The organism is Rhizobium sp. CC1099 (assembly GCF_029714385.1).
GTDB lineage: Bacteria > Pseudomonadota > Alphaproteobacteria > Rhizobiales > Rhizobiaceae > Rhizobium.
Genome location: NZ_CP121641.1, coordinates 17,920 through 41,791, shown reverse-complemented (window position 1 = coordinate 41,791; position 23,872 = coordinate 17,920). Strand labels below are relative to the sequence as shown.

Annotated in this window: 21 protein-coding genes; 19 read left to right on the top strand and 2 right to left on the bottom strand. The window is 60.5% G+C overall.

Annotated elements, in window-relative coordinates:
• Positions 1-47 precede the first annotated feature (47 nt).
• The gene (locus QA644_RS00195) at positions 48-926 is read left to right on the top strand and encodes a GNAT family N-acetyltransferase (protein WP_283072426.1); all 879 of its coding nucleotides are present in this window, start codon (positions 48-50) and stop codon (positions 924-926) included.
• Between the two features lie 267 nt (positions 927-1,193).
• Here QA644_RS00195 and QA644_RS00190 read toward each other — a convergent pair whose 3' ends face one another.
• Positions 1,194-3,476, bottom strand: coding sequence for an NADP-dependent malic enzyme (locus QA644_RS00190; RefSeq protein ID WP_074066435.1), 2,283 nt, complete (start codon positions 3,474-3,476; stop codon positions 1,194-1,196).
• A gap of 111 nt (positions 3,477-3,587) precedes the next feature.
• Here QA644_RS00190 and mutS point away from each other — a divergent pair, with 111 nt between their 5' ends.
• The 4 genes from mutS (at position 3,588) to murJ (ending at position 11,185) form a co-directional block, all read left to right on the top strand.
• Positions 3,588-6,314: a DNA mismatch repair protein MutS gene (gene mutS, locus QA644_RS00185; RefSeq protein ID WP_283070498.1), complete on the top strand. Its 2,727-nt coding sequence runs from the start codon at positions 3,588-3,590 to the stop codon at positions 6,312-6,314.
• A gap of 9 nt (positions 6,315-6,323) precedes the next feature.
• Positions 6,324-6,599: a hypothetical protein gene (locus QA644_RS00180; protein WP_074066433.1), complete on the top strand. Its 276-nt coding sequence runs from the start codon at positions 6,324-6,326 to the stop codon at positions 6,597-6,599.
• 111 nt (positions 6,600-6,710) lie between these two features.
• Entirely contained in the window at positions 6,711-9,608 is a 2,898-nt protein-coding gene (locus tag QA644_RS00175) for a [protein-PII] uridylyltransferase (RefSeq protein WP_283070496.1), read from the top strand.
• On the top strand, positions 9,605-11,185 hold the full coding sequence (murJ, locus tag QA644_RS00170) for a murein biosynthesis integral membrane protein MurJ (RefSeq protein ID WP_283070495.1): 1,581 nt from the start codon (positions 9,605-9,607) through the stop codon (positions 11,183-11,185). Before QA644_RS00175 ends, murJ begins: the two co-directional genes overlap by 4 nt.
• A 16-nt stretch (positions 11,186-11,201) precedes the next feature.
• Here the strand turns inward: murJ and QA644_RS00165 are convergent, their stop codons facing one another.
• The gene (locus tag QA644_RS00165) at positions 11,202-11,627 is read right to left on the bottom strand and encodes a D-Ala-D-Ala carboxypeptidase family metallohydrolase (RefSeq protein WP_074066430.1); all 426 of its coding nucleotides are present in this window, start codon (positions 11,625-11,627) and stop codon (positions 11,202-11,204) included.
• Positions 11,628-12,011: 384 nt separating this feature from the next.
• Here QA644_RS00165 and QA644_RS00160 point away from each other — a divergent pair, with 384 nt between their 5' ends.
• The 14 genes from QA644_RS00160 to QA644_RS00095 all read left to right on the top strand — a co-directional run bounded on the left by QA644_RS00160 (position 12,012) and on the right by QA644_RS00095 (position 23,801).
• A complete protein-coding gene (locus tag QA644_RS00160; protein ID WP_074066429.1) occupies positions 12,012-12,416 on the top strand; it encodes a VOC family protein in 405 nt (134 codons plus the stop codon).
• A gap of 89 nt (positions 12,417-12,505) precedes the next feature.
• The gene (trpS, locus tag QA644_RS00155; RefSeq protein ID WP_283070492.1) at positions 12,506-13,570 is read left to right on the top strand and encodes a tryptophan--tRNA ligase; all 1,065 of its coding nucleotides are present in this window, start codon (positions 12,506-12,508) and stop codon (positions 13,568-13,570) included.
• Between the two features lie 77 nt (positions 13,571-13,647).
• On the top strand, positions 13,648-14,139 hold the full coding sequence (locus QA644_RS00150) for a universal stress protein (RefSeq protein ID WP_283070490.1): 492 nt from the start codon (positions 13,648-13,650) through the stop codon (positions 14,137-14,139).
• A gap of 127 nt (positions 14,140-14,266) precedes the next feature.
• A complete protein-coding gene (locus QA644_RS00145) occupies positions 14,267-14,833 on the top strand; it encodes a NifU family protein (RefSeq protein ID WP_239595860.1) in 567 nt (188 codons plus the stop codon).
• 77 nt (positions 14,834-14,910) lie between these two features.
• A complete protein-coding gene (gene tsaB / locus QA644_RS00140) occupies positions 14,911-15,570 on the top strand; it encodes a tRNA (adenosine(37)-N6)-threonylcarbamoyltransferase complex dimerization subunit type 1 TsaB (RefSeq protein WP_283070487.1) in 660 nt (219 codons plus the stop codon).
• Positions 15,571-15,572: 2 nt separating this feature from the next.
• Positions 15,573-16,067 carry an N-acetyltransferase gene (locus tag QA644_RS00135; RefSeq protein WP_028739411.1) on the top strand — a complete coding sequence of 165 codons (495 nt, stop codon included), beginning with the start codon at positions 15,573-15,575 and terminating at the stop codon, positions 16,065-16,067.
• Between the two features lie 37 nt (positions 16,068-16,104).
• Positions 16,105-16,533 carry a Fur family transcriptional regulator gene (locus QA644_RS00130; RefSeq protein ID WP_074066426.1) on the top strand — a complete coding sequence of 143 codons (429 nt, stop codon included), beginning with the start codon at positions 16,105-16,107 and terminating at the stop codon, positions 16,531-16,533.
• A 30-nt stretch (positions 16,534-16,563) separates the two neighbouring features.
• Positions 16,564-17,361: a lysophospholipid acyltransferase family protein gene (locus tag QA644_RS00125; RefSeq protein ID WP_283070484.1), complete on the top strand. Its 798-nt coding sequence runs from the start codon at positions 16,564-16,566 to the stop codon at positions 17,359-17,361.
• Positions 17,362-17,410: 49 nt separating this feature from the next.
• The gene (gene miaB / locus QA644_RS00120) at positions 17,411-18,832 is read left to right on the top strand and encodes a tRNA (N6-isopentenyl adenosine(37)-C2)-methylthiotransferase MiaB (protein WP_283070482.1); all 1,422 of its coding nucleotides are present in this window, start codon (positions 17,411-17,413) and stop codon (positions 18,830-18,832) included.
• 18 nt (positions 18,833-18,850) lie between these two features.
• Positions 18,851-19,903 carry a PhoH family protein gene (locus QA644_RS00115; RefSeq protein ID WP_022713471.1) on the top strand — a complete coding sequence of 351 codons (1,053 nt, stop codon included), beginning with the start codon at positions 18,851-18,853 and terminating at the stop codon, positions 19,901-19,903.
• Positions 19,903-20,418 (top strand): rRNA maturation RNase YbeY, encoded by a 516-nt coding sequence (ybeY, locus tag QA644_RS00110; RefSeq protein WP_239595868.1) that lies wholly within the window; start codon positions 19,903-19,905, stop codon positions 20,416-20,418. The genes QA644_RS00115 and ybeY overlap by 1 nt, the downstream gene beginning before the upstream one ends.
• On the top strand, positions 20,415-21,548 hold the full coding sequence (locus QA644_RS00105) for a hemolysin family protein (RefSeq protein WP_183926080.1): 1,134 nt from the start codon (positions 20,415-20,417) through the stop codon (positions 21,546-21,548). The genes ybeY and QA644_RS00105 overlap by 4 nt, the downstream gene beginning before the upstream one ends.
• A 78-nt stretch (positions 21,549-21,626) precedes the next feature.
• The gene (gene lnt, locus QA644_RS00100; protein ID WP_283070478.1) at positions 21,627-23,231 is read left to right on the top strand and encodes an apolipoprotein N-acyltransferase; all 1,605 of its coding nucleotides are present in this window, start codon (positions 21,627-21,629) and stop codon (positions 23,229-23,231) included.
• Positions 23,232-23,381: 150 nt separating this feature from the next.
• Positions 23,382-23,801, top strand: coding sequence for a helix-turn-helix domain-containing protein (locus QA644_RS00095; RefSeq protein WP_022713467.1), 420 nt, complete (start codon positions 23,382-23,384; stop codon positions 23,799-23,801).
• The last annotated feature ends 71 nt before the right edge of the window (positions 23,802-23,872 follow it).

Genomic DNA, 23,872 nt, shown 5'->3' with positions numbered 1-23,872 from the left:
GTACAGAAGTGTTTTATGACACGCCATGAGCCGGCAACGGGAGAATCATCATGTCCATCGACATCCTTAATCGCGACACAACGGCGGAGGTTTCTCGGCCTGCAGCGGCCGTCGCGCCGAACGAAGGCGACGTCTTGGGCCGCATCGGCAACCTGGAGACCCGCCTTGCCCGCACTGCTCGCGAGATCGATGCTGCGCAGCATGTGCGCTACCGCGTTTTCGTTCAGGAATTGCAGGCGCAGCTTCCGCCAGAGGCCATGCGCCGCGAACGCGACTTCGACGCTTACGATGCATTCTGCGATCACCTTCTCGTCCTCGACCGCTCGATCGAAGGTGATAGCGAAGACCAGATCGTCGGAACCTACCGCCTGCTGCGCCAGGACGTGGCGATGGCAAATGGCGGTTTTTACTCGGCTTCCGAATTCGCGATCGGCGAGCTTCTCGCACGTCATCCAGACAAGCGCTTCATGGAGCTCGGCCGCTCCTGCGTGCTGCCGGAATACCGCACGAAGCGCACGGTCGAACTTCTCTGGCAAGGCAATTGGGCCTATGCCTTGAAGCACGGCATGAGCGCCATGTTTGGCTGCGCCTCCTTCCCGGGTGTGCATCCGGAGAGCCATGCGCTGGCACTTTCCTTCCTGCACCACACGGTCCTTGCCAAGGGCGAATGGGCGGTCGGCGCTCTGCCGGGCCAAGCGCGCAGCATGGATCTGATGCCGCCGGAGGCCGTCAACCCGAAGAAGGCGCTGATGGCCCTTCCGCCGCTGATCAAGGGCTACCTTCGCCTCGGCGCCATGGTCGGCTCCACCGCGGTGGTGGACCATTCGTTCAACACGACGGACGTACTGATCGTGCTGCCGATCGCAAGCATTTCGGATCGCTATTTGAATTACTACGGCGCTGACGCAGGCCGTTTCGCGAGCTGATTTTTCCAGAAGATCGAGCTGGCCGCGCAAACAGACAATCTCGTCCGGCTGAAGCAGATGGTAGCGAGCCACGCGCTATCTCTGATGTCCTGCAGTGCCGCCGCCTCATCCGACCCCTTCGTGGCCTTCTCCCCCATGGGGGTGAAGGGGAGATTGCCGCATCCGCTCGGCGAGATCAATTCAAGAGACACAAGCAGCGCCGCCAGTCCCTTCTTTCCAGCGGGGAGAAGGTGCACGCAGGCAGATGAAGGGGCTTGCGCCTGACTGCTACCCCGCCGAATAAGCCGCGATCGCCGCCATGTTGACGATGTCAGAGTCCTTGGCGCCCATCGAGGTGATCTGAACGGCTTTGTCCAGGCCGACAAGGATCGGGCCGATGACCGTCGAGCCGCCGAGTTCCTGCAGCATTTTCGTCGAGATCGAAGCGGAGTGGAAGGCCGGCATGACCAGCACGTTGGCGGGAGCCGACAAGCGGCAGAACGGGTACTGCTCCATCACCTTTCGGTTCAGCGCCACGTCGGCTGCCATTTCGCCATCATACTCGAAATCGACGCGGCGCTTGTCGAGGATCTTCACGGCTTCGCGCACACGCTCGGAACGTTCGCCCGAAGGATGACCGAAGGTGGAATAGGCGAGCAGCGCAACGCGCGGCTGATAGCCCATGCGGCGCGCAAGGCCTGCCGCTTCTTCGGCGATATCGGCCAGCTCCTCGGCGGTAGGCATATCGTGAACCGCGGTATCTGCGACAAAGACCGCGCGGCCGCGGACAATCACCAGCGACACGCCGATGACACGGTGGCCCGGCTTCTCGTCGATGCAGCGCCGCACGTCCTCCAGCGCCGTCGAATAATTGCGCGTGATGCCGGTCACCATGCCATCTGCATCGCCAAGCGCCACCATCGTCGCGGCGAAATGATTACGATCGTTGTGGATCAGGCGCTGTGCATCGCGGTGCAGATAGCCTTTCCGCTGCAGCCGGGCATAGAGGTAGTCGGTGTAAGCCTCAATGCGGGTCGAGATGCGTGCATTGACGATCTCGAGTCCCGGCCGGTTGAGGTCGATCCCTGCCCGCTCCGCCGTCGCCCTGATCAGATCTTCGCGGCCGAGAAGGATTGCCGTGCCGAGCTGCTGGTTGGCGTAGGACATCGCCGCGCGCATGACCTGCTCTTCTTCCGCCTCGGCAAAAACCATCCGTTTCGGACGGCGGCGAACCCGCTCGTAGAGGCTCGCAAGGGTCGAAGCGATCGGATCACGCCTTGCCGATAGCTCGCGGCGATAGCCGTCCATGTCGGTGATTACCTTGCGGGCAACGCCAGTTTCGATCGCAGCCTGCGCCACGGCAGCCGGGATTGCCGAAATGAGGCGCGGATCGAAGGGCACAGGAATGATATATTGCGCGCCAAAGCGCGGGCGGTTGCCCTGATAAGCGGCAACGACGTCATCGGGTACATCCTCGCGGGCCAGATTGGCAAGCGCCTTGACGGCGGCGATCTTCATCGCATCGTTGATCGTGGTTGCCCGCACGTCGAGCGCGCCGCGGAAGATATAGGGAAAGCCGAGAACGTTATTCACCTGGTTCGGGTAGTCCGATCGCCCTGTCGCCATAATGGCATCGTCGCGGATGCGCGCGACTTCCTCCGGCGTGATTTCCGGATCGGGGTTTGCCATCGCAAAGATGATCGGCCGGTCGGCCATCGAACGAATCATCTCCTCCGAAAAGGCACCCTTCTGCGACAGACCGAACACGACGTCGGCACCCTTCATCGCATCTGCCAGCGTGCGGGTCTTTGTCTTTACCGCGTGTGCCGATTTCCACTGGTTCATGCCCTCGGTGCGGCCTTGATAGATTACGCCCTTGGTGTCGACAAGGGTGATGTTTTCAGGAGCAAAACCCATCGACTTGATGAGCTCGACACAGGCGATTGCGGCAGCTCCTGCGCCGTTGCAGACGAGTTTCGTCGTCTTCAGGTCACGTCCCGTCAGCTCCAAGGCATTGATGAGGCCGGCCGTTGCAATAATCGCCGTGCCGTGCTGGTCGTCGTGAAAGACCGGAATATCCATCAGCTCGCGCAGACGCTGCTCGATGATGAAGCAGTCTGGCGCTTTGATGTCTTCCAGATTGATGCCGCCGAAAGACGGGCCAAGGAAACGCACACAGTTGATGAACTCGTCGACATTTTCCGTGTCGACCTCGAGGTCGATGGAATCGACATCGGCAAAGCGCTTGAAAAGGACGGATTTGCCTTCCATCACCGGCTTGGATGCCAAGGCGCCGAGATTGCCTAGGCCTAAAATTGCTGTGCCGTTGGAGATGACAGCCACCATATTGCCGCGCGTTGTGTAGTCGTAGGCAGTGCCCGGATCGGCAGCGATCGCCTTTACCGGCACCGCGACGCCCGGCGAATAGGCCAGCGACAGATCACGCTGCGTCGCCATCGGTTTCGTCGGGTTGATTTCCAGCTTCCCGGGCCGCCCCATGGCATGAAACTCGAGCGCTTCATTGTCGGTAACGGACGTCACCGGCTGCGGCTTCTTTTCGATATCGGGCATTCTTCCTCCAACGTCCTGTGGGTGACGCCTTGCTCTTCCTCAATGGCGGTTGTCATCTATAGCGGCGGGCGGCTAGGGTTGGCACCTGTTTTTTTGGAAAATTGCACCTCCGTGAACCAACGAATAGACGCCAGGAACGAAGCCTTTTCGGCTGCCGAGCTATCCACGGAGGAAAGCCGTGCCTCGGCCACGCCGATGATGGAGCAATTCATCGAGATCAAGGCGAACAACCCCGACTCGCTGCTCTTCTATCGTATGGGCGATTTCTACGAATTGTTCTTCGAAGACGCCCTGGAAGCCTCGCGTGCGCTCGGCATTACGCTCACGAAGCGCGGTCAGCACATGGGGCAAGATATCCCGATGTGCGGCGTTCCCGTGCATGCCGCAGACGATTACCTGCAGAAGCTGATTGGACTGGGCTTCCGTGTCGCCGTCTGCGAACAGGTGGAAGACCCGGCGGAGGCGAGGAAGCGGGGCTCGAAATCCGTCGTCAAACGCGACGTCATCCGCCTTGTCACGCCGGGAACCATCACCGAAGAAAAGCTGCTATCACCCTCTGAATCGAACTATCTGATGGCGCTTACCCGGATTCGAGGCGCGTCCGAACCGCTGATGGCGCTGGCCTGGATCGATATCTCTACCGGCGTCTTCCGGCTGGCCGAAACTGAGGCATCACGGCTGCTTGCCGACATCCTGCGCATCGATCCCCGCGAACTGATCCTGCCGGATACGATGTTTCACGATCCCGAGCTGAAGCCGGTCTTCGACGTGCTCCGCCGCACTGCCGTGCCGCAGCCCTCCGTGCTTTTCGACAGTGCGACAGCAGAAAACCGCATCGCGCGCTATTTCGGCGTTTCGACGCTCGACGGCTTCGGCACTTTCTCCCGCGCCGAGCTTGCGGCAGCGGCGGCGGCTGTTGCCTATGTCGAGAAGACACAGATCGCCGAACGCCCGCCGCTTGGCAAACCGGAGCGCGAGAGCGGCGCCTCGACGCTCTTCATAGATCCCGCGACCCGCGCCAATCTGGAGCTTGCCCGCACGCTGTCGGGCGACCGCAACGGTTCACTGCTGAAAGCAATCGACCGGACGGTCACCGGTGGAGGAGCCCGCCTTCTCGCAGAACGGCTGATGTCACCGCTGACCGATCCTGCCCGCATCAACGAGCGGCTGGATTCGATCGGCTTCCTGATCGAGGAGCCCAGGCTTTGCGGCGACCTGCGCGACGCGCTGAAGCACGTGCCGGACATGCCACGCGCACTCTCCCGCCTTGCGCTCGACCGCGGCGGCCCGCGCGATCTCTGGGCGATCCGGCAAGGACTTGGCGCTGCTTCCGATCTTGCAAAGCTGCTCGGCAATGCGCTTTTGCCGGAAGAACTCAATGCGGCCCTTTCCGGGTTGCAGGCCTTACCGACAACTCTCCAATCTCTGCTTGCGGAGATGCTCGCCGACGAACTGCCGCTGTTGAAGCGCGACGGGGGCTTCCTGCGGGACGGTGCCAATGCCGATCTTGATGAAGTGCGCGCGCTTCGCGATCAGTCGCGCCGGGTGATCGCCGGATTGCAGCTCCAATATGCCGACGAGACCGGCATCAAGTCACTGAAGATCAAGCACAACAATATCCTCGGCTATTTCATCGAAGTGACGGCCGGCAATGCCGGGCCGATGACGGATGCGCCGGAGGCCAAAGCCCGCTTCATCCATCGCCAGACGATGGCGAATGCCATGCGCTTTACGACGACCGAGCTTGCCGACCTGGAAAGCCGGATCGCAAACGCGGCGGACCGCGCGTTGCAGATCGAGCTCGAAGCCTTCGACCGGATGACGGCCGCCGTCGTCGCTGAAGCCGAGGCGATCAAGGCCGGCGCCCGTGCGCTGGCCATCATCGACGTTGCTGCCGGCCTGGCACTTTTGGCGGAGGAACAGGCCTATTGCCGCCCGCTCGTCGATGCCTCGAAGATGTTCACAATCGAAGGCGGGCGCCATCCCGTTGTCGAACAGGCGCTGCGGCGTCAGTCCTCCGGTCCGTTCGTTGCCAATAATTGCGATCTCTCGCCTGTGGCGGACGGCAAAGATGGGGCGATCTGGCTGCTGACCGGTCCGAATATGGGCGGTAAGTCGACATTCCTGCGCCAGAACGCGTTAATCGCTATCCTGGCGCAGATGGGCTCCTTCGTGTCCGCGACCTCCGCTCACATCGGCATCGTCGACCGCCTCTTTTCCCGCGTCGGCGCCTCGGACGACCTGGCACGGGGGCGCTCGACCTTCATGGTCGAGATGGTCGAGACAGCCGCGATCCTCAACCAGGCGACCGACCGCTCTCTCGTCATCCTCGATGAGATCGGCCGCGGTACTGCGACCTTCGACGGCCTATCGATTGCCTGGGCGGCCGTGGAACATCTGCATGAGGCAAACCGATGCCGCGGTCTCTTCGCCACGCATTTCCACGAACTGACGGTGCTGTCGGAAAAACTTGCGCGGCTATCGAACGCCACCATGCGCGTCAAGGAATGGGACGGCGACGTCATCTTCCTGCACGAAGTGGGACCGGGTGCGGCGGACCGTTCGTATGGCATCCAGGTGGCCAGGCTCGCCGGCCTGCCAGCGTCTGTCGTCGCGCGCGCCCGCGACGTGCTGACGCGCTTGGAAGATGCCGACCGCAAGAATCCGGCAAGCCAACTGATCGACGATCTGCCGCTGTTCCAGGTCGCGGTGCGGCGCGAGGATGCCAATCGCGGGCCGTCCAAAATCGAGGAAGCGTTGAAGGGAATGAGCCTCGACGACATGACGCCGCGCGAGGCGCTCGAGGCACTTTACGGTCTCAAGAAGCAGCTGAAGTAGGAAGCCGTAATGTTCATGCGCAGCCTTATCCGTGAAACACAGCGCCTCGCCGATATGTTCACCGTGCTCGAAGCGCTGCGTAACGCCGACGAGCACGGTAATGCGCGCAGCTGGAACTCGCCAGTCGGCCTGCTCGAAATCACTCAATCCTGCGCCATCATCTGCGACCTTGCTTCGGCCATTGCCAAAGCGGGCTATCGCGAATGCGACAGGCCGACGCTGGAGGAGATTACCAGCGAGGCGCGCAAGGTCCTTTATTCGGTGAATATGCAAGGCGCGGCTTGAAGCTGTTCGTCTTCGCCTCCGCAAGTGGAAGGCAACCACCTTTTCGCCAAAATTAAGGGTTCTTGCAGTATGAAGGCCCGTGTCAAACGCGGGGTAAAGAGGCTATAGCGCATGCAGACGAAACGAGACGCGGTCGCACCGCGCGAACAGGAAGCCGCTCCGCGCATGGCGACGATGAGTGACATCGATTTCTCGGAAATTCTCGACACGGCCCTGTTGCAAAGACTCTGCGACGCCGTTGCCGAAGCCAACAAGACCCGGCCGGACGTCATGCGCTCCGATCTGCTTGCCATGCTCAAAAAGGCAAGCAGCGACGGGCGCCAAAGGGCCTGCGAGCTTCTATCTGCCGATGGCAGCGGACTTGGCTGCGCCCGGCGCATCTCCTGGCTGCAGGACCAGATCATCACGGTACTCTACGAGTTCGTCAGCGCACATATGTTCCCGCAGCAGAAGGACAAGTTCGCCGTGACGGCGGTCGGCGGCTACGGCCGCGATACGCTTGCGCCGGGCTCCGATATCGACCTGCTCTTCCTCTTTCAGCCAAGACCGGCAGAGGAGACGCACAAGGCTGTCGAGTTCATGCTCTATGTCCTTTGGGATATGGGCTTCAAGGTCGGCCACGCGACAAGGACCATCGAGGAGTGCATGGCGCTCTCCAGATCAGACATGACGATCCGCACGGCGATCCTCGAGATGCGCTACATCTGCGGCCTGAAAGCGCTTGCAACGGAGCTTGAGACCCGCTTCGACAAGGAGATCGTGACCGGCACAGGACCGGAATTTATTGCCGCCAAACTTGCCGAACGCGATGAACGCCACCGCAAGGCAGGCGACACACGCTACCTCGTCGAACCCAACGTCAAGGAGGGCAAGGGCGGGCTCCGCGATCTGCACACGCTCTTCTGGATCTCGAAATACTACTATCACGTCCGCGACACGGCGGAACTCGTAGCGCTCGGCGTTCTCTCCAAGCATGAGTACCGCGTATTCGAGAAGGCCGACGATTTCCTCTGGGCGGTGCGCTGCCACATGCACTTTCTGACCGGCAAGGCGGAGGAACGGCTTTCTTTCGACATCCAGCGGGAGATTGCCGAAGCGCTCGGATATCACTCGCGCCCCGGCCTTTCGGCCGTCGAGCGTTTCATGAAGCACTACTTCCTGGTGGCAAAGGACGTCGGCGACCTGACGCGCATCCTCTGCGCGGCTCTCGAAGACCAGCAGGCAAAATCGACGCCGGGGCTCACCGGGGTGATCAGCCGTTTTGCCCATCGCAGCCGCAAGATCGCCGGCAGCACGGAATTCATGGAGGATCGTGGCCGCATCGCGCTCGCCAGCCCGGACGTGTTCAAGCACGATCCCGTCAGCATCATTCGTCTCTTCCACGTTGCCGATATCAATGGCCTCGAGTTCCATCCCGATGCTCTGAAGCGGGTCACCCGATCGCTCAACCTCATCGACAACAACCTGCGCGAAAACGACGAGGCGAACCGCCTCTTCATGTCGATCCTCACCTCCAAGGGCGACCCGGCGCTCATTTTGCGCCGCATGAACGAAGCAGGCGTACTTGGCCGCTTCATTCCGGAATTCGGCAAGATCGTCGCGATGATGCAGTTCAACATGTACCACCACTATACAGTGGATGAGCATCTGATCCGTACCGTCGACGTGCTCTCGGAAATCGACAAGGGCAAGGCCGACGACCTGCATCCGCTCGCCAACAAGCTGATGCCGGGGATCGAAGATCGGGAGGCGCTTTATGTCGCAGTCCTTCTCCACGACATCGCCAAGGGCCGCCAGGAAGACCATTCGATCGCCGGCGCCCGCGTCGCCCGCAAGCTCTGTTCCCGCTTCGGCCTGTCGCAGAAGCAGACGGAACTCGTCGTCTGGCTGATAGAGGAGCATCTGACGATGTCCATGGTTGCCCAGACCCGCGATCTCACCGACCGCAAGACGATCACCGACTTCGCCGATCGCGTTCAATCGCTCGATCGCCTGAAGATGCTGCTGGTCCTGACGATCTGCGACATCCGCGCCGTCGGCCCCGGCGTCTGGAACGGCTGGAAGGGCCAGCTGCTGAGGACGCTCTATTACGAGACCGAACTGCTGCTTGCCGGCGGCTTTTCGGAGGTGTCGCGCAAGGAGCGCGCCAATTCCGCGGCCGAAGCGCTGTTCAACGCGCTTTCCGATTGGAGCCAGAAGGATCGCAAGACCTACAGCAAGCTGCACTACCAGCCTTACCTGCTTTCCGTGCCGCTGGAAGACCAAGTCCGTCACGCCGATTTCATCCGCCAGGCGGACAAGAACGGCCAGGCGCTCGCGACAACCGTGCGAACGGACAGTTTCCACGCGATCACCGAAATCACCGTGCTCTCGCCAGACCACCCGCGCCTGCTCGCCGTTATTGCCGGTGCATGTGCTGCAGCAGGAGCCAACATTGTCGATGCGCAGATCTTCACGACGTCGGACGGGCGCGCGCTGGATACGATCCATGTCAGCCGCGAATTCCAGGATGATGCGGACGAGCTTCGCCGCGCCGGCACGATCGGGCGCATGATCGAAGACGTACTGTCGGGCCGCAAGCGGCTGCCAGAAGTCATTGCTACGCGTACGAAGAACCGCAAGAGGAGCAAGGCCTTCGTCATTCCGCCGTCGGTCAACATCACCAACAACCTATCGAACAAGTTCACCGTCATCGAAGTCGAATGCCTTGACCGCACCGGCCTGCTTTCGGAAATCACCGCAATGCTTTCTGATCTTTCGCTCGACATCCAGTCAGCCCGCATCACCACCTTTGGCGAAAAGGTGATAGACACCTTCTATGTCACAGACCTCGTTGGCCAGAAAATCTCCAGCGACACCAAGCGGGCCAATATCACCGCCCGGCTGAAGGCGGTGATGGCCGGCGAAGAAGATGAGCTTCGCGAGCGCATGCCGTCCGGCATCATCGCGCCCGCCGCCTCCGCGCGGACATCGCAGCCGGGCGAAAAGAAAGCCGGGCCTCCGGCATGAGCCTCGTCAAGAAATTCGCCACCGTCGGCGGCGCAACCCTCGGCAGCCGCATCTTAGGCTTTGCCCGCGAGACGCTGATGGCGGCGGCCCTCGGCACCGGCCCCATGGCTGACGTCTTCTACGCGGCCTTCCGCTTTCCCAACCTCTTCCGTCGGCTGTTTGCCGAAGGCGCCTTCAACGCAGCCTTCGTGCCACTCTTCGCCAAGGAGATCGAAGCGAACGGCGCGGAAGGAGCCAAGCGGTTTTCCGAAGAGGTTTTCGGAGTGCTTTTTTCGGTGCTGCTGCTCATCACCATCGTGATGGAACTTTGCATGCCGCTGCTCGTACGCTTCATCATCGCGCCGGGCTTTGCCGACGATCCGGATAAGTTCTCGATCACCATCCGCATGGCGGCAGTGATGTTCCCCTATCTCATGTGCATGTCGCTGACGGCGATGATGAGCGGCATGCTGAATTCACTCCACCACTTCTTTGCCGCAGCGGTCGCGCCCATTTTCCTCAATGTCGTGATGATTGGTGCGCTCGTCTACGCGCTTTATTCTGGCGCCGAGCCGCTCGCGACCGCCTGGTATCTCTCCTGGGGCGTGCTGGCCGCTGGTATCCTGCAGCTCGCCGTCGTCTATGTCGGCGTCCTCCACGCAGGCATGAGCATTGGCTTTCGCTTCCCGCGAATGACGCCGAACGTCAAACGGCTGCTGATCCTCGCCGTCCCCGCCGCTGTCACAGGCGGCATCACACAGATCAATCAGCTGATCGGCCAGGCGATCGCCTCGTCCCGCGATGGTGCGATCGCCGCCCTGCAATATGCGGATCGCATCTACCAGCTGCCGCTCGGCGTCGTTGGCGTTGCCGTCGGTGTCGTATTGTTGCCGGAGCTTGCCCGTGCACTGAAGGGTGGCAACTTGCGCGAAGCCGGGAACCTGCAGAACCGCTCGATCGAATTCGTGCTGTTCCTGACGATCCCCGCCGCCTTCGCCCTTTGGGTCCTCGCTGACGAGATCATCCGCGTGCTTTACGAACGTGGCGCCTTCGATCAGGAGAACACAGCACTTGTCGGCTCGATCCTCGCGATCTACGGCATCGGCCTGCCGGCCTTCGTGCTCATCAAGGCGCTGCAGCCGGGCTTTTACGCCCGCGAGGATACCAAGACGCCGATGCGCTTTTCAGCCGTTGCTGTCGGCGTCAACTGCGCCACGGCTCTGACGCTTTTTCCGTATCTTGGCGCACCGGGCATTGCAGTGGCTGAAGCAACCGCCGGCTGGATCAGCACGGTTTTGCTTTTCGCAACGCTGCTTCGCCGCGGCCATCTCGCCTGGGAATGGGCGCTTGCCCGCCGGGCTGCTCTGCTCGTCGTTTCGGCATCCGTGATGAGCGGCGTCATCGTCTTCCTGCAGCATCGCTGGGAACCCTGGCTCGCTTCCAGTGCCCACCTGGCGACCAAGGTCGGTACGCTCGGCCTTTTGATCGCCATTTCGATGATCGTCTATTTCGCGACCGCCTTTTTGATCGGCGGCGCCGACCTCGGCATGATCCGGCGAAACCTCAACCGGAAGCCTGCGCCCAAAACCGAGGGCTGAACCGCAGCCTTGGTTATCAGCAATGGCGCCAGCGCCGCTTCGGCCCGATATCGACGTGGACGATGCCGTTGCAGTAGCGCCCGATACCGCCGATACCCGGCGCCGTCTGCGCTGCCGCGACGATCGTCCGTTCCGATAAGCCCGGCACGCGGATGTCGGCTGCGTTGCAATGGCGATGCTGAGAATGCGCACGTCCGGAATGCCGGAGACCGGACGTGACCATCGGTCTTCGGCCGGTCTTGGCGGCGATATGCGCGAGAATGGCTCTGAGTTTCGGCGGGAAGCAGCCGACTTTGACGCTGACGGTCTGAACCGTATAGGGCTGTGACGTGGTGTGTTTAAGGAGTCTTACTGGGGGTTTTTTAGCGTTCTGTGCGCCTGCTTCGGCGTAACAGGACAAAGCGAACAAGCCAGCAAGAACGAGTGATAAAATCGTATGCATGACGTCCCCTCCAGGTAGAGCGCGGCGGGTCTCCCGCCCGGCTCGGGTTGGCGCCGAGAACGTTCATTCAAAAAATGGCCAATTTGTGAAATTTTATACTTACGTGAAAAGTGAAGTATCCTCATATTGCTGGATTCTATATAAAAGGGATAACTCAAATTGAGTATAAAATACTCTCTACCTTTCGATGAAAAACAAGGCCTTGCAACAAAACTTGTATTAGAGGGGCTGTGAAACTTAAGAACGCGTCCATAATGCGAAATAGCGGCCTTTAAACGCTTGAGAATGGGGCAATAAAAAGATGCCAATCCTTTCGGACGGCGCTTGCACCTACCCCACGACGCCGCGACAGATTAAGAAACCCCGGCAACTGGAGGCTTGCAGATGTCCCAATCCCTCTTCCTGGTCACTCTCGTCGTCGACGATTATGATCGTGCAAAAGCCTTCTATTGCGGAGCGCTTGGCTTCGACTGCCTGCAGGACGAAGTGCAGCCGGAAGGCAAGCGCTGGCTGGTGGTCAAACCGAAGGGAGGGGATGGAGCGGCGTTCCTCCTTGCCAAAGCAGTCAACGAGACACAGAAAGCGGCGATCGGAAACCAAACCGGCGGTCGCGTCGGGTTCTTTTTGAAGACCGATGATTTTGCGCGAGATCATGCCGCCATGCTGGCCAGGGGCGTGCGCTTTTTGGAACAGCCCCGGCATGAGATTTACGGCACCGTGGCCGTATTTTCGGATCCTTACGGCAATACTTTCGACCTGATCCGGCATGCCGCACCGACCGCCCCTTGATTGCAGCACGGAGCGCGTGCATAAGCCGCCGCGTTAGCAACATGGGCGACTGTGCCCTGGGGCCCTCCACCAGCCTAATCGAGGACTACGTGACCGAATTCAAAAAGCTCGTATTTTCTGGCGTTCAGCCAACCGGCAATCTCCATCTCGGCAACTATCTCGGCGCGATCCGCAAGTTCGTGGCGCTGCAGGAAGGCAACGACTGCATCTATTGCGTCGTCGACCTGCACTCCCTCACAGCGCAGCTCGTGCACGACGACCTGCCGGGCCAGATCCGCTCAATCGCCGCAGCCTTCATCGCCTCGGGCATCGATCCGGAAAAGCATATCGTCTTCAACCAGTCTGCCGTGCCGCAGCATGCCGAGCTCGCCTGGATCTTCAATTGCGTCGCCCGCATCGGCTGGATGAACCGCATGACGCAGTTCAAGGACAAGGCCGGCAAGGACCGCGAAAATGCTTCCCTCGGCCTGCTTGCCTATCCGAGCCTGATGGCGGCCGACATCCTCGTCTATCGCGGCACGCATGTTCCGGTCGGTGACGACCAGAAACAGCATCTTGAACTCGCCCGCGATATCGCGATGAAGTTCAACCTTGATTATCAGGACCACATTCGCCGTGCCGGCCGCGGCATCGACATTACCGTCGGCGACGAGCCGGTGCACGCCTATTTTCCGATGGTCGAACCGTTGATCGAAGGCCCTGCTCCGCGCGTGATGTCGCTACGCGACGGCACGAAGAAGATGTCGAAATCCGATCCGTCCGATCTCTCGCGCATCAATCTGCTGGACGACGAGGAAGCCATCTCGAAGAAGATCCGCAAGGCGAAGACCGATCCGGACGGCTTACCGAGCGAGGTCGAGGGCCTGAAGGGCCGCCCCGAAGCCGACAATCTCGTCGGCATCTATGCGGCCCTTGCCGACAAGACGAAGACTGAGGTGCTTGCCGAATTCGGCGGCCAGCAGTTCTCCGTCTTCAAGCCGGCGCTGGTCGATCTCGCCGTTCAGGTCCTCTCGCCGATCACCGGCGAAATGCGCCGTCTGATGGACGATACGAGCCATATCGACGCAATCCTCCGCAACGGCGGCGAGCGTGCCCGGGCGCGCGCCGAAGCGACCATGAAGGATGTCCGTGACATCATCGGATTCCTCTACTAGGCATGCCGCTGACGGCGAGCTCCCGTGCGATGACGGGGGCTTGCAAATTTCCCGGTTAGGGTGTCAGAGTCCGCGCCATGGTATCAAAGCGACTCTCACGGCTCGAAGGGCATCGCCGCAAATTCATGGCGGTGATCGATGGCACACCTGAATGTCAGAGCGCTGTGCATTATGCCGGCCGGCGCGCCAAGAATTCCAATGGCGGGCTGGTGCTTGTCTACGTGATTCCCGAAGGCGATTTTCAGCAATGGCTGGGCGTCGAGGAGATCATGCGGGCCGAAGCCCGTGAGGAGGCCGAGGCCATCGTCGCCAAATCGGCACAGGTGGTTCGCGAAACGATCGGCATCGAGCCGGAAGTCGTCATCCGCGAGGGAAGTGCGGTCGAGGAAATCAATGCGGTGATCGAAGAAGACCGCGACATCGCGATCCTGGTGCTGGCCGCAAGCTCCGCCAAGGAGGGCCCGGGACCGCTGGTGTCGTCCGTTGTAGGAAAAGCCGCGGCTTTCCCGATCCCCGTCACCGTGCTGCCTGACACGCTGACGAAGGAAGAACTGGATGCGCTGGCCTAAGGCGTGATGCAGAATGCGGCTATTTCTGGAGTCTTTGTCTCTTGATTAGCGCCGCCAATCGGCTTATTTTCTTTTGAAGAATTCTAAAGACGGCCTGAGCGACGACCTGGCCCGCATGGAGAGCGAAATGTTCATTCAGACCGAAGCCACACCGAATCCGGCCACACAGAAGTTCCTGCCGGGCAAGGTGGTGATGGAGACCGGCACCGCCGAGTTCCGCAGCGCCGAGGAAGCCCAGGTGTCGCCGCTTGCTGCGCGCCTTTTTGAAATCCCGGGCGTAACCGGTGTCTATTTCGGCTATGACTTCATTTCCGTCTCCAAGGAGAACCAGGAGTGGCAGCACCTGAAGCCCGCCATCCTTGGCTCCATCATGGAACACTTCATGTCCGGAAAGCCGGTCATGGGTGATGCCTCCGTGCTTTCGGAAGAGCTCGATGCCGGCGGTGAATTCTTCGATGAGGCCGACGAGACCATCGTGCTCACCATCAAGGAGCTACTTGAAACCCGCGTTCGCCCGGCGGTTGCCCAAGATGGCGGCGACATCACGTTCCGCGGCTTCAAGGATGGCAAGGTCTACCTCAACATGAAGGGCTCCTGCTCCGGCTGCCCCTCGTCCACGGCAACACTGAAGCATGGCGTCCAGAACCTGCTTCGTCACTTCGTTCCCGAAGTGCAGGAAGTCATCGCCGCCTGACGATTTGTCCTAAATTCGGCCGGCTCAGCATTGCACCGGCTGAATTTGTGGTAGGCTTTTATTCGGAAATTGATGGCATGATTGTTCTGGCGCTCGACACGGCTGGTGTAGATTGCGCTGCCGCTCTCTACGACAGCGGCAGGGATACGGTGCTGGGGGAGGCATCCGACCTGATCGGTAAGGGCCATGCAGAGCATTTGATGGGAATCGTCGACCGCGTGCTCAAACAGGCGGATATGAAGCTCGCGATGGTCGAACGCATTGCTGTCACGATCGGTCCTGGCTCCTTTACCGGCATCCGCGTCGGTGTCGCCGCAGCTCGTGGCTTCGGCCTTGCGCTCAACATCCCCACCGTCGGCATCACGACGCTGGAGACTATGGCCGCCGCCCAGCGCGAAAAGACACCCGGCCGCCCCGTTCTTGCCGCCATGGACGCCAAGCGCGGCGAAATCTATCTCCAGAGTTTTTCCGTCGACGGCCCGGCGCTCGATGAACCTCGCGCAGTGACGATCGAGGAGGCGAAAACTATTGCGGCGGCCTTTGTCGGCGAGATCACAGGCTCCGCCGCGCCGCTGCTGAAGCCGGACGCGACGGGCGAACACGCCAATAAGTTTCCGATTTCCATCGTGGCACGCCTTGGTGCAGCCGCCGATCCCGGTTCAGGAAAGCCGAAGCCTCTTTATCTGCGCGGACCCGACGCCAAACCGCAGGCCGGGTTCGCGATCGCGCGAGTGTGACCATGCTGGAATCCTATCTCACTCTGAAGCCCGAATTCGAGATCATCGCAATGGGCAGTGACGATTGCCGCGCGGTCGCTGCGCTGCATGGCGAACGATTTGCCCGCCCCTGGGGTGACGGCGAATTCCACAGCCTGCTCAGCCAGGACAATGTCTTCGGCTTCGTGGCGCACCAGACCAACGCTTTCCTGAAAAAACCGCTGCCGGGCTTCGTGCTTGCGCGCCAGGTCGCAGGCGAAGCGGAAATCCTGTCGATCGCCGTACAGGCGAAGGTTGCCCGTGCCGGCCTCGGCTGGCGGCTCATGCAGGCAGCAATGCGTGAAGCCAAGCTGCGCGGGGGTGAGAGCATGTTCCTGGAAGTCGACGACGGCAATGCCGCCGCCCTCGGCCTCTACCACAAGCTCGGCTTCGAGAAAATCGGCGAGCGCCGCGGATACTACAAGGACGCGAACGGCGCCGTTTCCACGGCGCTTGTCATGAAGCGCGTTCTTCGCTAGTTCCGTTGAGAATTGGAATCTGGAATGAAGGCCGCCAATGAGCGACGCAGCCAAGACCCTTGAGGAGCTTTGCACCGAGCGCGGCATGCGAATGACCGAACAGCGCCGCGTGATCGCCCGCATCCTGGAAGAGTCGGCAGATCACCCGGATGTCGAGGAGCTTTATCGCCGTTCCGCGAAGGTCGACGCGAAGATTTCGATTTCCACCGTCTATCGGACCGTCAAGCTTTTTGAGGATGCCGGCATCATCGCCCGCCATGATTTCCGCGACGGCCGTTCGCGCTATGAAACGGTGCCGGAAGAACATCACGACCACCTGATAGACCTGAAGAACGGCGTGGTCATCGAATTCCGATCGCCGGAGATTGAAGCGCTGCAGGAGCGCATTGCCCGTGAGCATGGCTTCCAGCTTGTCGATCATCGGCTGGAGCTTTACGGCATTCCGCTGAAGAAAGACGAACGCTGAGCCGATGACCGCAGCCGCAAGGAGTTCGCGTTGATCGTCTGGCTGCGCATCGCCTATGCCGCGGTCGTCGTCGCTGCCGCCAGCACGCTGCTGATGCCCCTCCAGCTTCTCGGCCTCCATTTCGACTGGAAGCTTCGCCGCATTCTTCCGCGCCTATGGCACCGCGCTGCCTGCCACGCCCTCGGCATTCGCGTAAAGGTCCACGGCAAGCTTGAGGAGCGCCGACCGCTGATGCTATGCGTTAATCATGCATCGTGGATGGATATCATGGTCATGTCCTCGGTCGCCGATGTCGCCTTCATCGCCAAGATGGAAGTGCGCGACTGGCCCATCTTCGGCATGCTTGCCCGGCTGCAGAAAAGCGTCTTCATCGTCCGTGAAGAGAAGCGAAAGACTGGCAATCAGGCAAGCGAGATCGCAGCCCGCATGGCGGACGGCGAGATCATCGTGCTCTTTCCCGAAGGCACGACCTCGGATGGCAATCGCCTTTTGGAAGTCAAATCCTCGCTCCTCGGAGCGGCCGCCATGGCTGTGCCGCACTCGCCGAGCGGTTCCGTCCTCGTGCAGCCGGTAGCGATTGCCTATACAAAGGCGCACGGCGTTGCGATGGGCCGCTATCACCGCCCGCTGGCCGGCTGGCCAGGCGACGTGGAACTCGTACCGCACCTGATTGACGTCGTGAAATGCGCGGCGCTCGATGCCGAAGTCGCCTTCGGCGAGGCGGTCGAATACCGTTCCGATTCGAACCGGAAGGATGTCAGCGCCACCATCGCACGGCGTATCCGTACAATGCTCCACAGCCGCCTGCGCGGCCGCGACATCTCTTGAGGGAAGATTTCGATTTTCTAGATGGCAAAAAACCACTAAATAGCCCGCCATGACCCAAGACAGCGCCCTTCTTCCGGCCCCGGAGACCATCCCCAGCCAGGACCTTCGCGATGGCAGCAACAGCCGCAAGGTTTTCATCAAGACCTATGGCTGCCAGATGAACGTCTACGACTCGACGCGCATGAGCGATGCACTCGCCCGCGACGGTTACGAGCAAACGGAGAACATGGATGAGGCTGATCTCGTTCTGTTGAATACCTGCCATATCCGCGAAAAGGCGGCCGAAAAGGTTTATTCGGCGCTCGGTCGTTTGCGCGAGATGAAAAAGAAGAAAGCCGCCGACGGGCGCGAGATGATGATCGGCGTGACCGGCTGCGTTGCCCAGGCCGAAGGCGAAGAAATCCTCCGCCGCGCGCCTGCCGTCGATGTGGTCATCGGCCCGCAGACCTATCACCGCCTGCCGGACGCGCTGCGGCGCGCCAAGCAGGGCCATCGCGTCGTCGATACGGAATATGCACTGGAAGATAAATTCGAGCATCTGCCGATTGCCGAAAGCAAGAAGATCCGCTCGCGCGGCGTGACCTCGTTCCTGACGGTGCAGGAAGGCTGCGACAAGTTCTGTACCTTCTGCGTCGTGCCTTACACGCGTGGTTCGGAGATCTCCCGGCCCGTCAGCCAGATTGTCGAAGAGGCGCAAAAACTCGTCGAAGGCGGAGTGCGCGAGATCACATTGCTCGGCCAAAACGTCAACGCGTGGCACGGCGCCGGGACCAATGGCGAAGAATGGAGCCTTGGCGATCTACTCTATCGCCTTGCTGAAATTCCGGGGCTTGCGCGGCTTCGCTACACCACCAGCCATCCGCGCGACATGGACGACCGCCTGATCGAGGCGCATCGCGACCTGCGGGCGCTGATGCCCTACTTGCACCTGCCGGTGCAGGCGGGCTCGGACCGCATCCTGAAAGCCATGAACCGGCGCCATACGGCAGCCGATTATATGATGCTGATCGAGCGCATCCGCGCAGCCCGCCCCGATATTGCGCTTTCGGGCGATTTCATCGTTGGTTTTCCTGGGGAGACAGACAAGGATTTTGAAGCTACACTGCGTCTGGTGGAGGAGGTTGGCTATGCGCAGGCTTTCTCCTTCAAATATTCGACGCGGCCGGGTACGCCCGGGGCGGAACTGAAGGACCAGGTGCCGGAAGAGATCAAGGCAGAACGGCTCGAGCGCCTGCAGGCGCTTCTCCTCAAGCAGACGCAGGGATTCAACGTATCCTGCATCGGCAAGGAGATCGATTTGCTGCTTGAAAAGCCCGGCCGCATGCCAGGACAGCTTATCGGCCGTTCTCCCTGGCTTCAGTCGGTGAATGTTGATGCAAAAGCATCGCAAATCGGTGACATTATCAAAGTGCGAATCACCGGAACCGGAACGAACAGCCTGTTTGCCGAGTTTGCAGAGGCTGGGGTTTAACCTAGGGAGCTCGACCGCTTGAACGGACAAGAATTGGTTTCTTCTTCACCGCGCCACCCACGCATTGCGAGCGACGCCAATCACTTCGTCCTGACGTTCGAGAACAACCGGTTCGCCAGCGAGCTATTTGGTCAATTCGATCAGAACCTGAAGCTTCTCGAAGAGCGGCTGCATATCGATGCGCGTGCGCGCGGCAATTCCGTCGTTATCACCGGTGACGTCGTCGCCACCAACCAAGCCCGGCGCACGCTGGACTACCTCTATGAAAAGCTCCAGAAAGGCGGCAGCGTGGAACGATCCGACGTGGAAGGCGCTATCCGCATGGCGGTTGCCGCCGACGATCAGTTGAGCCTGCCGACCATGGAGAAAAAAGCCAAGCTGACCATGGCGCAGATTTCGACACGCAAGAAGACGATCGTTGCGCGCACGCCGACGCAGGATGCCTATATACGCGCCATGGAGCGCGCCGAACTGGTCTTCGGCGTCGGCCCAGCCGGCACGGGCAAGACCTATCTCGCCGTCGCGCATGCGGCCCAGATGCTGGAACGCGGCGCCGTCGAGAAGATCATCCTTTCGCGGCCAGCCGTCGAAGCCGGCGAGCGCCTCGGCTTCCTGCCGGGCGACATGAAGGAGAAGGTCGATCCCTATCTCCGGCCGCTCTATGATGCGCTCTACGACATGATCCCCGGAGACAAGGTCGAGCGCGCGATCACGGCCGGCGTCATTGAGATCGCGCCGCTCGCATTCATGCGCGGACGCACCCTCTCGAACGCGGCCATCATCCTCGACGAGGCACAGAACACGACATCGATGCAGATGAAGATGTTTCTTACGCGCCTCGGCGAGAATTCGCGCATGATCATCACGGGCGATCCGAGCCAGATCGATTTGCCGCGCGGCGTGAAGTCCGGCCTTGTCGAAGCACTGCATCTGCTCGACGGCGTGGAAGGAATCTCGACGATCCGCTTCAAGGATGTCGATGTCGTGCGCCATCCGCTGGTCGGACGGATCGTAAGGGCCTATGACGCCACCTATACGACGCGGCCGGAAGACGCCGGACCGCAGGTCTGATGGCCGAAATCGATATCCAGGTCAGCATCGAGGAGGGCGACTGGCCCTCGGAGAATGAACTTCAGGCTTTGGCCGAACGCGTGCTGGAAGCGGCAGCGAAGGTTCTCGAAAAAGATGAGAGGCAGAGGTTTCCCAAGACGGCGACGGAGCTTTCGCTTGTCTTCACGGATGACGAGGCCATCCGCGCCATCAACGCCGAATGGCGCAAGAAAGACAAGGCTACCAATGTCCTTTCCTTCCCTGCCTTTCCGATCGCGCCGGGAGAGATGCCAGGTCCGATGCTTGGTGATATCATCATCGCCAGGGAGACCGTCGAACGGGAAGCGCGGGAGCTCGAAAAATCGTTCGAGGACCATCTATCGCATCTGATGGTGCATGGTTTCTTGCATCTCTTCGGCTACGACCATATGAATAACGACGAAGCCGAAATTATGGAGGGGTTGGAGACTCGCATTTTGGCAGTACTCGGCCTATCTGACCCATACGAGGGTCAAGACCTTAAAATGGAACCATGAGCGACTTTACAACGAAACCGGCGGCGGAAACCAAGGACGCCGATCAATCCTCCTCCTCAGATGAGGCGGGCAGTAGTAGCAGGCATTCAGGACGATCATTCTGGGCGCGTGCCGCCCGCATTCTCCGCCCCCAGCAAGGTTCGCGCATCCGCGAAGATCTCGCCGACGCGCTTATGACGAACGATACTGGCGACGATGCCTTTTCGCCCGACGAGCGGGCGATGCTCCACAACATCCTGCGTTTCCGCGAAGTGCGTGTCGCCGACGTCATGGTCCCGCGCGCCGATATCGAGGCGGTCGACCAGAACATCACCATCGGCGAATTGATGATCCTCTTCGAGGAATCCGGGCGCTCGCGCATGCCCGTATATGCCGATACGCTCGACGATCCGCGCGGCATGGTGCACATCCGCGACCTGCTTTCCTATGTCGCAAAGCAGGCACGCAACAAGCGCCGGGCAGGTTCCAAGACTGCCAAGCCGCTTGTCGAGATCGCTACAGAGAACATTCAAAAGCCGGTGCGCTCGGCAAAGCCGAATTTCGATCTCGCCCGCGTCGACCTGCAAAAGACGCTCGCCGAGGCCGGCATCATCCGTAAGATCCTCTTCGTGCCGCCATCGATGCTGGCATCCGATCTGCTTCGCCGCATGCAGGTGAACCGCACGCAGATGGCGCTCGTCATCGATGAATATGGCGGCACCGACGGCCTTGCTTCACACGAGGACATCGTCGAGATGGTCGTCGGCGACATCGACGACGAGCATGACGACGAAGAAGTCATGTTCAAGCGCATTTCCGAAGACGTCTTTGTGGCGGATGCCCGCGTCGAACTGGAAGAGATTGCAGAGGCGATCGGCCCGGATTTCGACATCAGCGAGCAGGTGGACGAGGTCGATACGCTAGGCGGTCTCATCTTCTCCGCGCTTGGCCGCATCCCGGTTCGAGGCGAAGTGGTCCAGGCGCTGCCGGATTTCGAATTCCACATTCTCGAGGCCGATCCGCGCCGCATCAAGCGCGTGCGCATCACCCGCAAGCGTCAGGCGATCCGCCGCCGTGTCAAGGCGGACGGCGACAGTGCGACCGGTGCTGAGGCAACCGACGACCGGACTGCCGAATCCACGTCGAACTGATTTTCGCATGGCACGACAAGGCGCCGCTTTTTTGAAAGACTGCGGACCGGGTTGATTCGCGACTTGATTGGAGTGCGCATGGAGCGGCTTGCGGACAGGGTCATCCTGGTCTGGGGTTTCAAACGAGCATTGCTGGCTGTCCTTGCCGGCGCATTTGCCGTTCTGGCACTTCCGCCGATCGGCTTTTTTGCTGTGATGTTCCTCTCGTTCACGCTCCTCGTCTGGCTGATCGATGGCGCAGCCGCCTCCCCCGAGGCAAGCGTCCTCGGCCGACTGTGGCCCTCCTTCGCGATCGGGTGGCTCTTCGGCTTCGGCTATTTCGTCGCAGGCCTTTGGTGGCTTGGCCATGCGCTGATGATTGACTCGGAAGAGTTTGCCTGGGCGCTGCCGCTGGCAATCCTCGGCCTGCCGGCAGTGCTGTCGATCTATTATGGCCTTGCGGCGGCTGTCGCCCGCATCTTCTGGTCGGACGGGATAGGCCGCATTGCAGCACTTGCCGCAAGCTTCGGTCTCTTCGAGTGGTTGCGCAGCGTCACATTCACGGGTTTTCCATGGAATGCGGTCGGCTATGGCATCATGCCGATGCCGCTGATGATGCAGTCCGCACACGTCGTCGGCACCACGGGCGTAACCGCGCTTGCCGTCTTCGTCTTCGCTGCGCCCGCTCTTCTTGGGACGCGGCAGGGTGCGACGGCGGGTGTGGGGCTGGCCGCGCTGCTTTTTGCAGCTCATGTCGGCTACGGCGGTTATGTGCTGTATCTCGCGCCGGAAGCTCCCACGCTGCCGCAGGAGAAACGGCCAGTGATCCGGCTCGTGCAGCCGATGATCGATCAGGCGGCCAAGCTCGACAGCAACGCCGACCGCTCGGCCATCTTCGAGATGCATTTGAAGCTCTCCGCCGAAGCGCCGCGGGACGGCGGAAAGAAGCCGGACATCATCGTCTGGCCGGAGACCTCGATCCCTTTCATCCTCACCGACAACCAGGATGCTCTTACCCGGATCGCCGATACGCTGGACGACAATCAGATTCTGATTGCAGGCGCCGTGCGAGCCGAAGAGATGGGACCGGGAAACCCGGTGCGCTACTACAATTCGATCTACGCGTTCGATGGACGCGGCCAGATCGTCGCGGCTTCCGACAAGGTGCATCTCGTTCCATTCGGCGAATACGTGCCGTTCGAGAATATCCTCGACGATTTCGGCATCCGGAATATCGTTGAGATGCCGGGCGGATTCTCTGCCGCTGCAACGCGCCATCTCCTGGAACTGCCGACGGGGCTGAAGCTCTATCCTCTGGTCTGTTACGAGATCATCTTCGCCGACGAGATGACCGGCAACATCGCCGACGCCGGTGCAATCTTGAACATCACGAACGACGCGTGGTTCGGCAATACGCCCGGTCCTTATCAGCACTTCCAGCAAGCGCGGGTGCGCGCCGTGGAGACCGGTTTGCCGCTGATTCGTGACGCCAACAACGGCATCTCAGCGATCGTGAATGCGCACGGGCAGATTGTTGCAGGGCTCAGCCTCAATGAGAGAGGGTTCATCGACGCAACCCTTGAGGGATTCGGCAGCGCATCCGGGAACTTGTTTTCGCAGCAAGCTTACTTCTGGTTGACTGAAACGTTATTGATTTTGATTGCGTCGATTTCCCGCTTTGGTTTTATTTTCAAGCCGAATTGACCGAAAACCCCTAAAATTGCATAGTGGTGGCGATCGGCGTTGTTAACGTATGCTTGATGATAGGGTTTGCGCCGCTTACAACGTGGCGTTACGGATGGGTCTGGGCACTGCCGGTTTAACCAGGTTGAAATTCTTTGCTAGGGCACGACCATGATTGAAAACAAGAAGAAGCCTAACCCGATCGACATACACGTTGGCAGCCGCATTCGGCTTCGCCGTACAATGCTTGGTATGAGCCAGGAGAAGCTGGGCGAGAGCCTCGGCATTACCTTCCAGCAGATCCAGAAATATGAAAAGGGCACGAACCGCGTCGGTGCGAGCCGCCTGCAGAACATCTCGAGTATTCTCAACGTCCCGGTTTCCTTTTTCTTCGAGGACGCCCCGGGCGATCACACCGGTGGATTGACCGGCATGGCGGAAGCGTCGAGCTCAAATTATGTCGTTGATTTCCTCTCTTCCTCGGAGGGGCTTCAGCTCAACCGGGCGTTCGTGAAGATTTCCGACCCAAAGGTTCGCCGCAAGGTCGTGGAGCTTGTCAAAGCATTGGCCGCCGAGGCCGACACGGACTGACCCCTTGATGCTTCCAGTTTTTAAAAGGTGGTCGAAAGGCCACCTTTTTTGCGTTTTAAGGGCAAAATTTA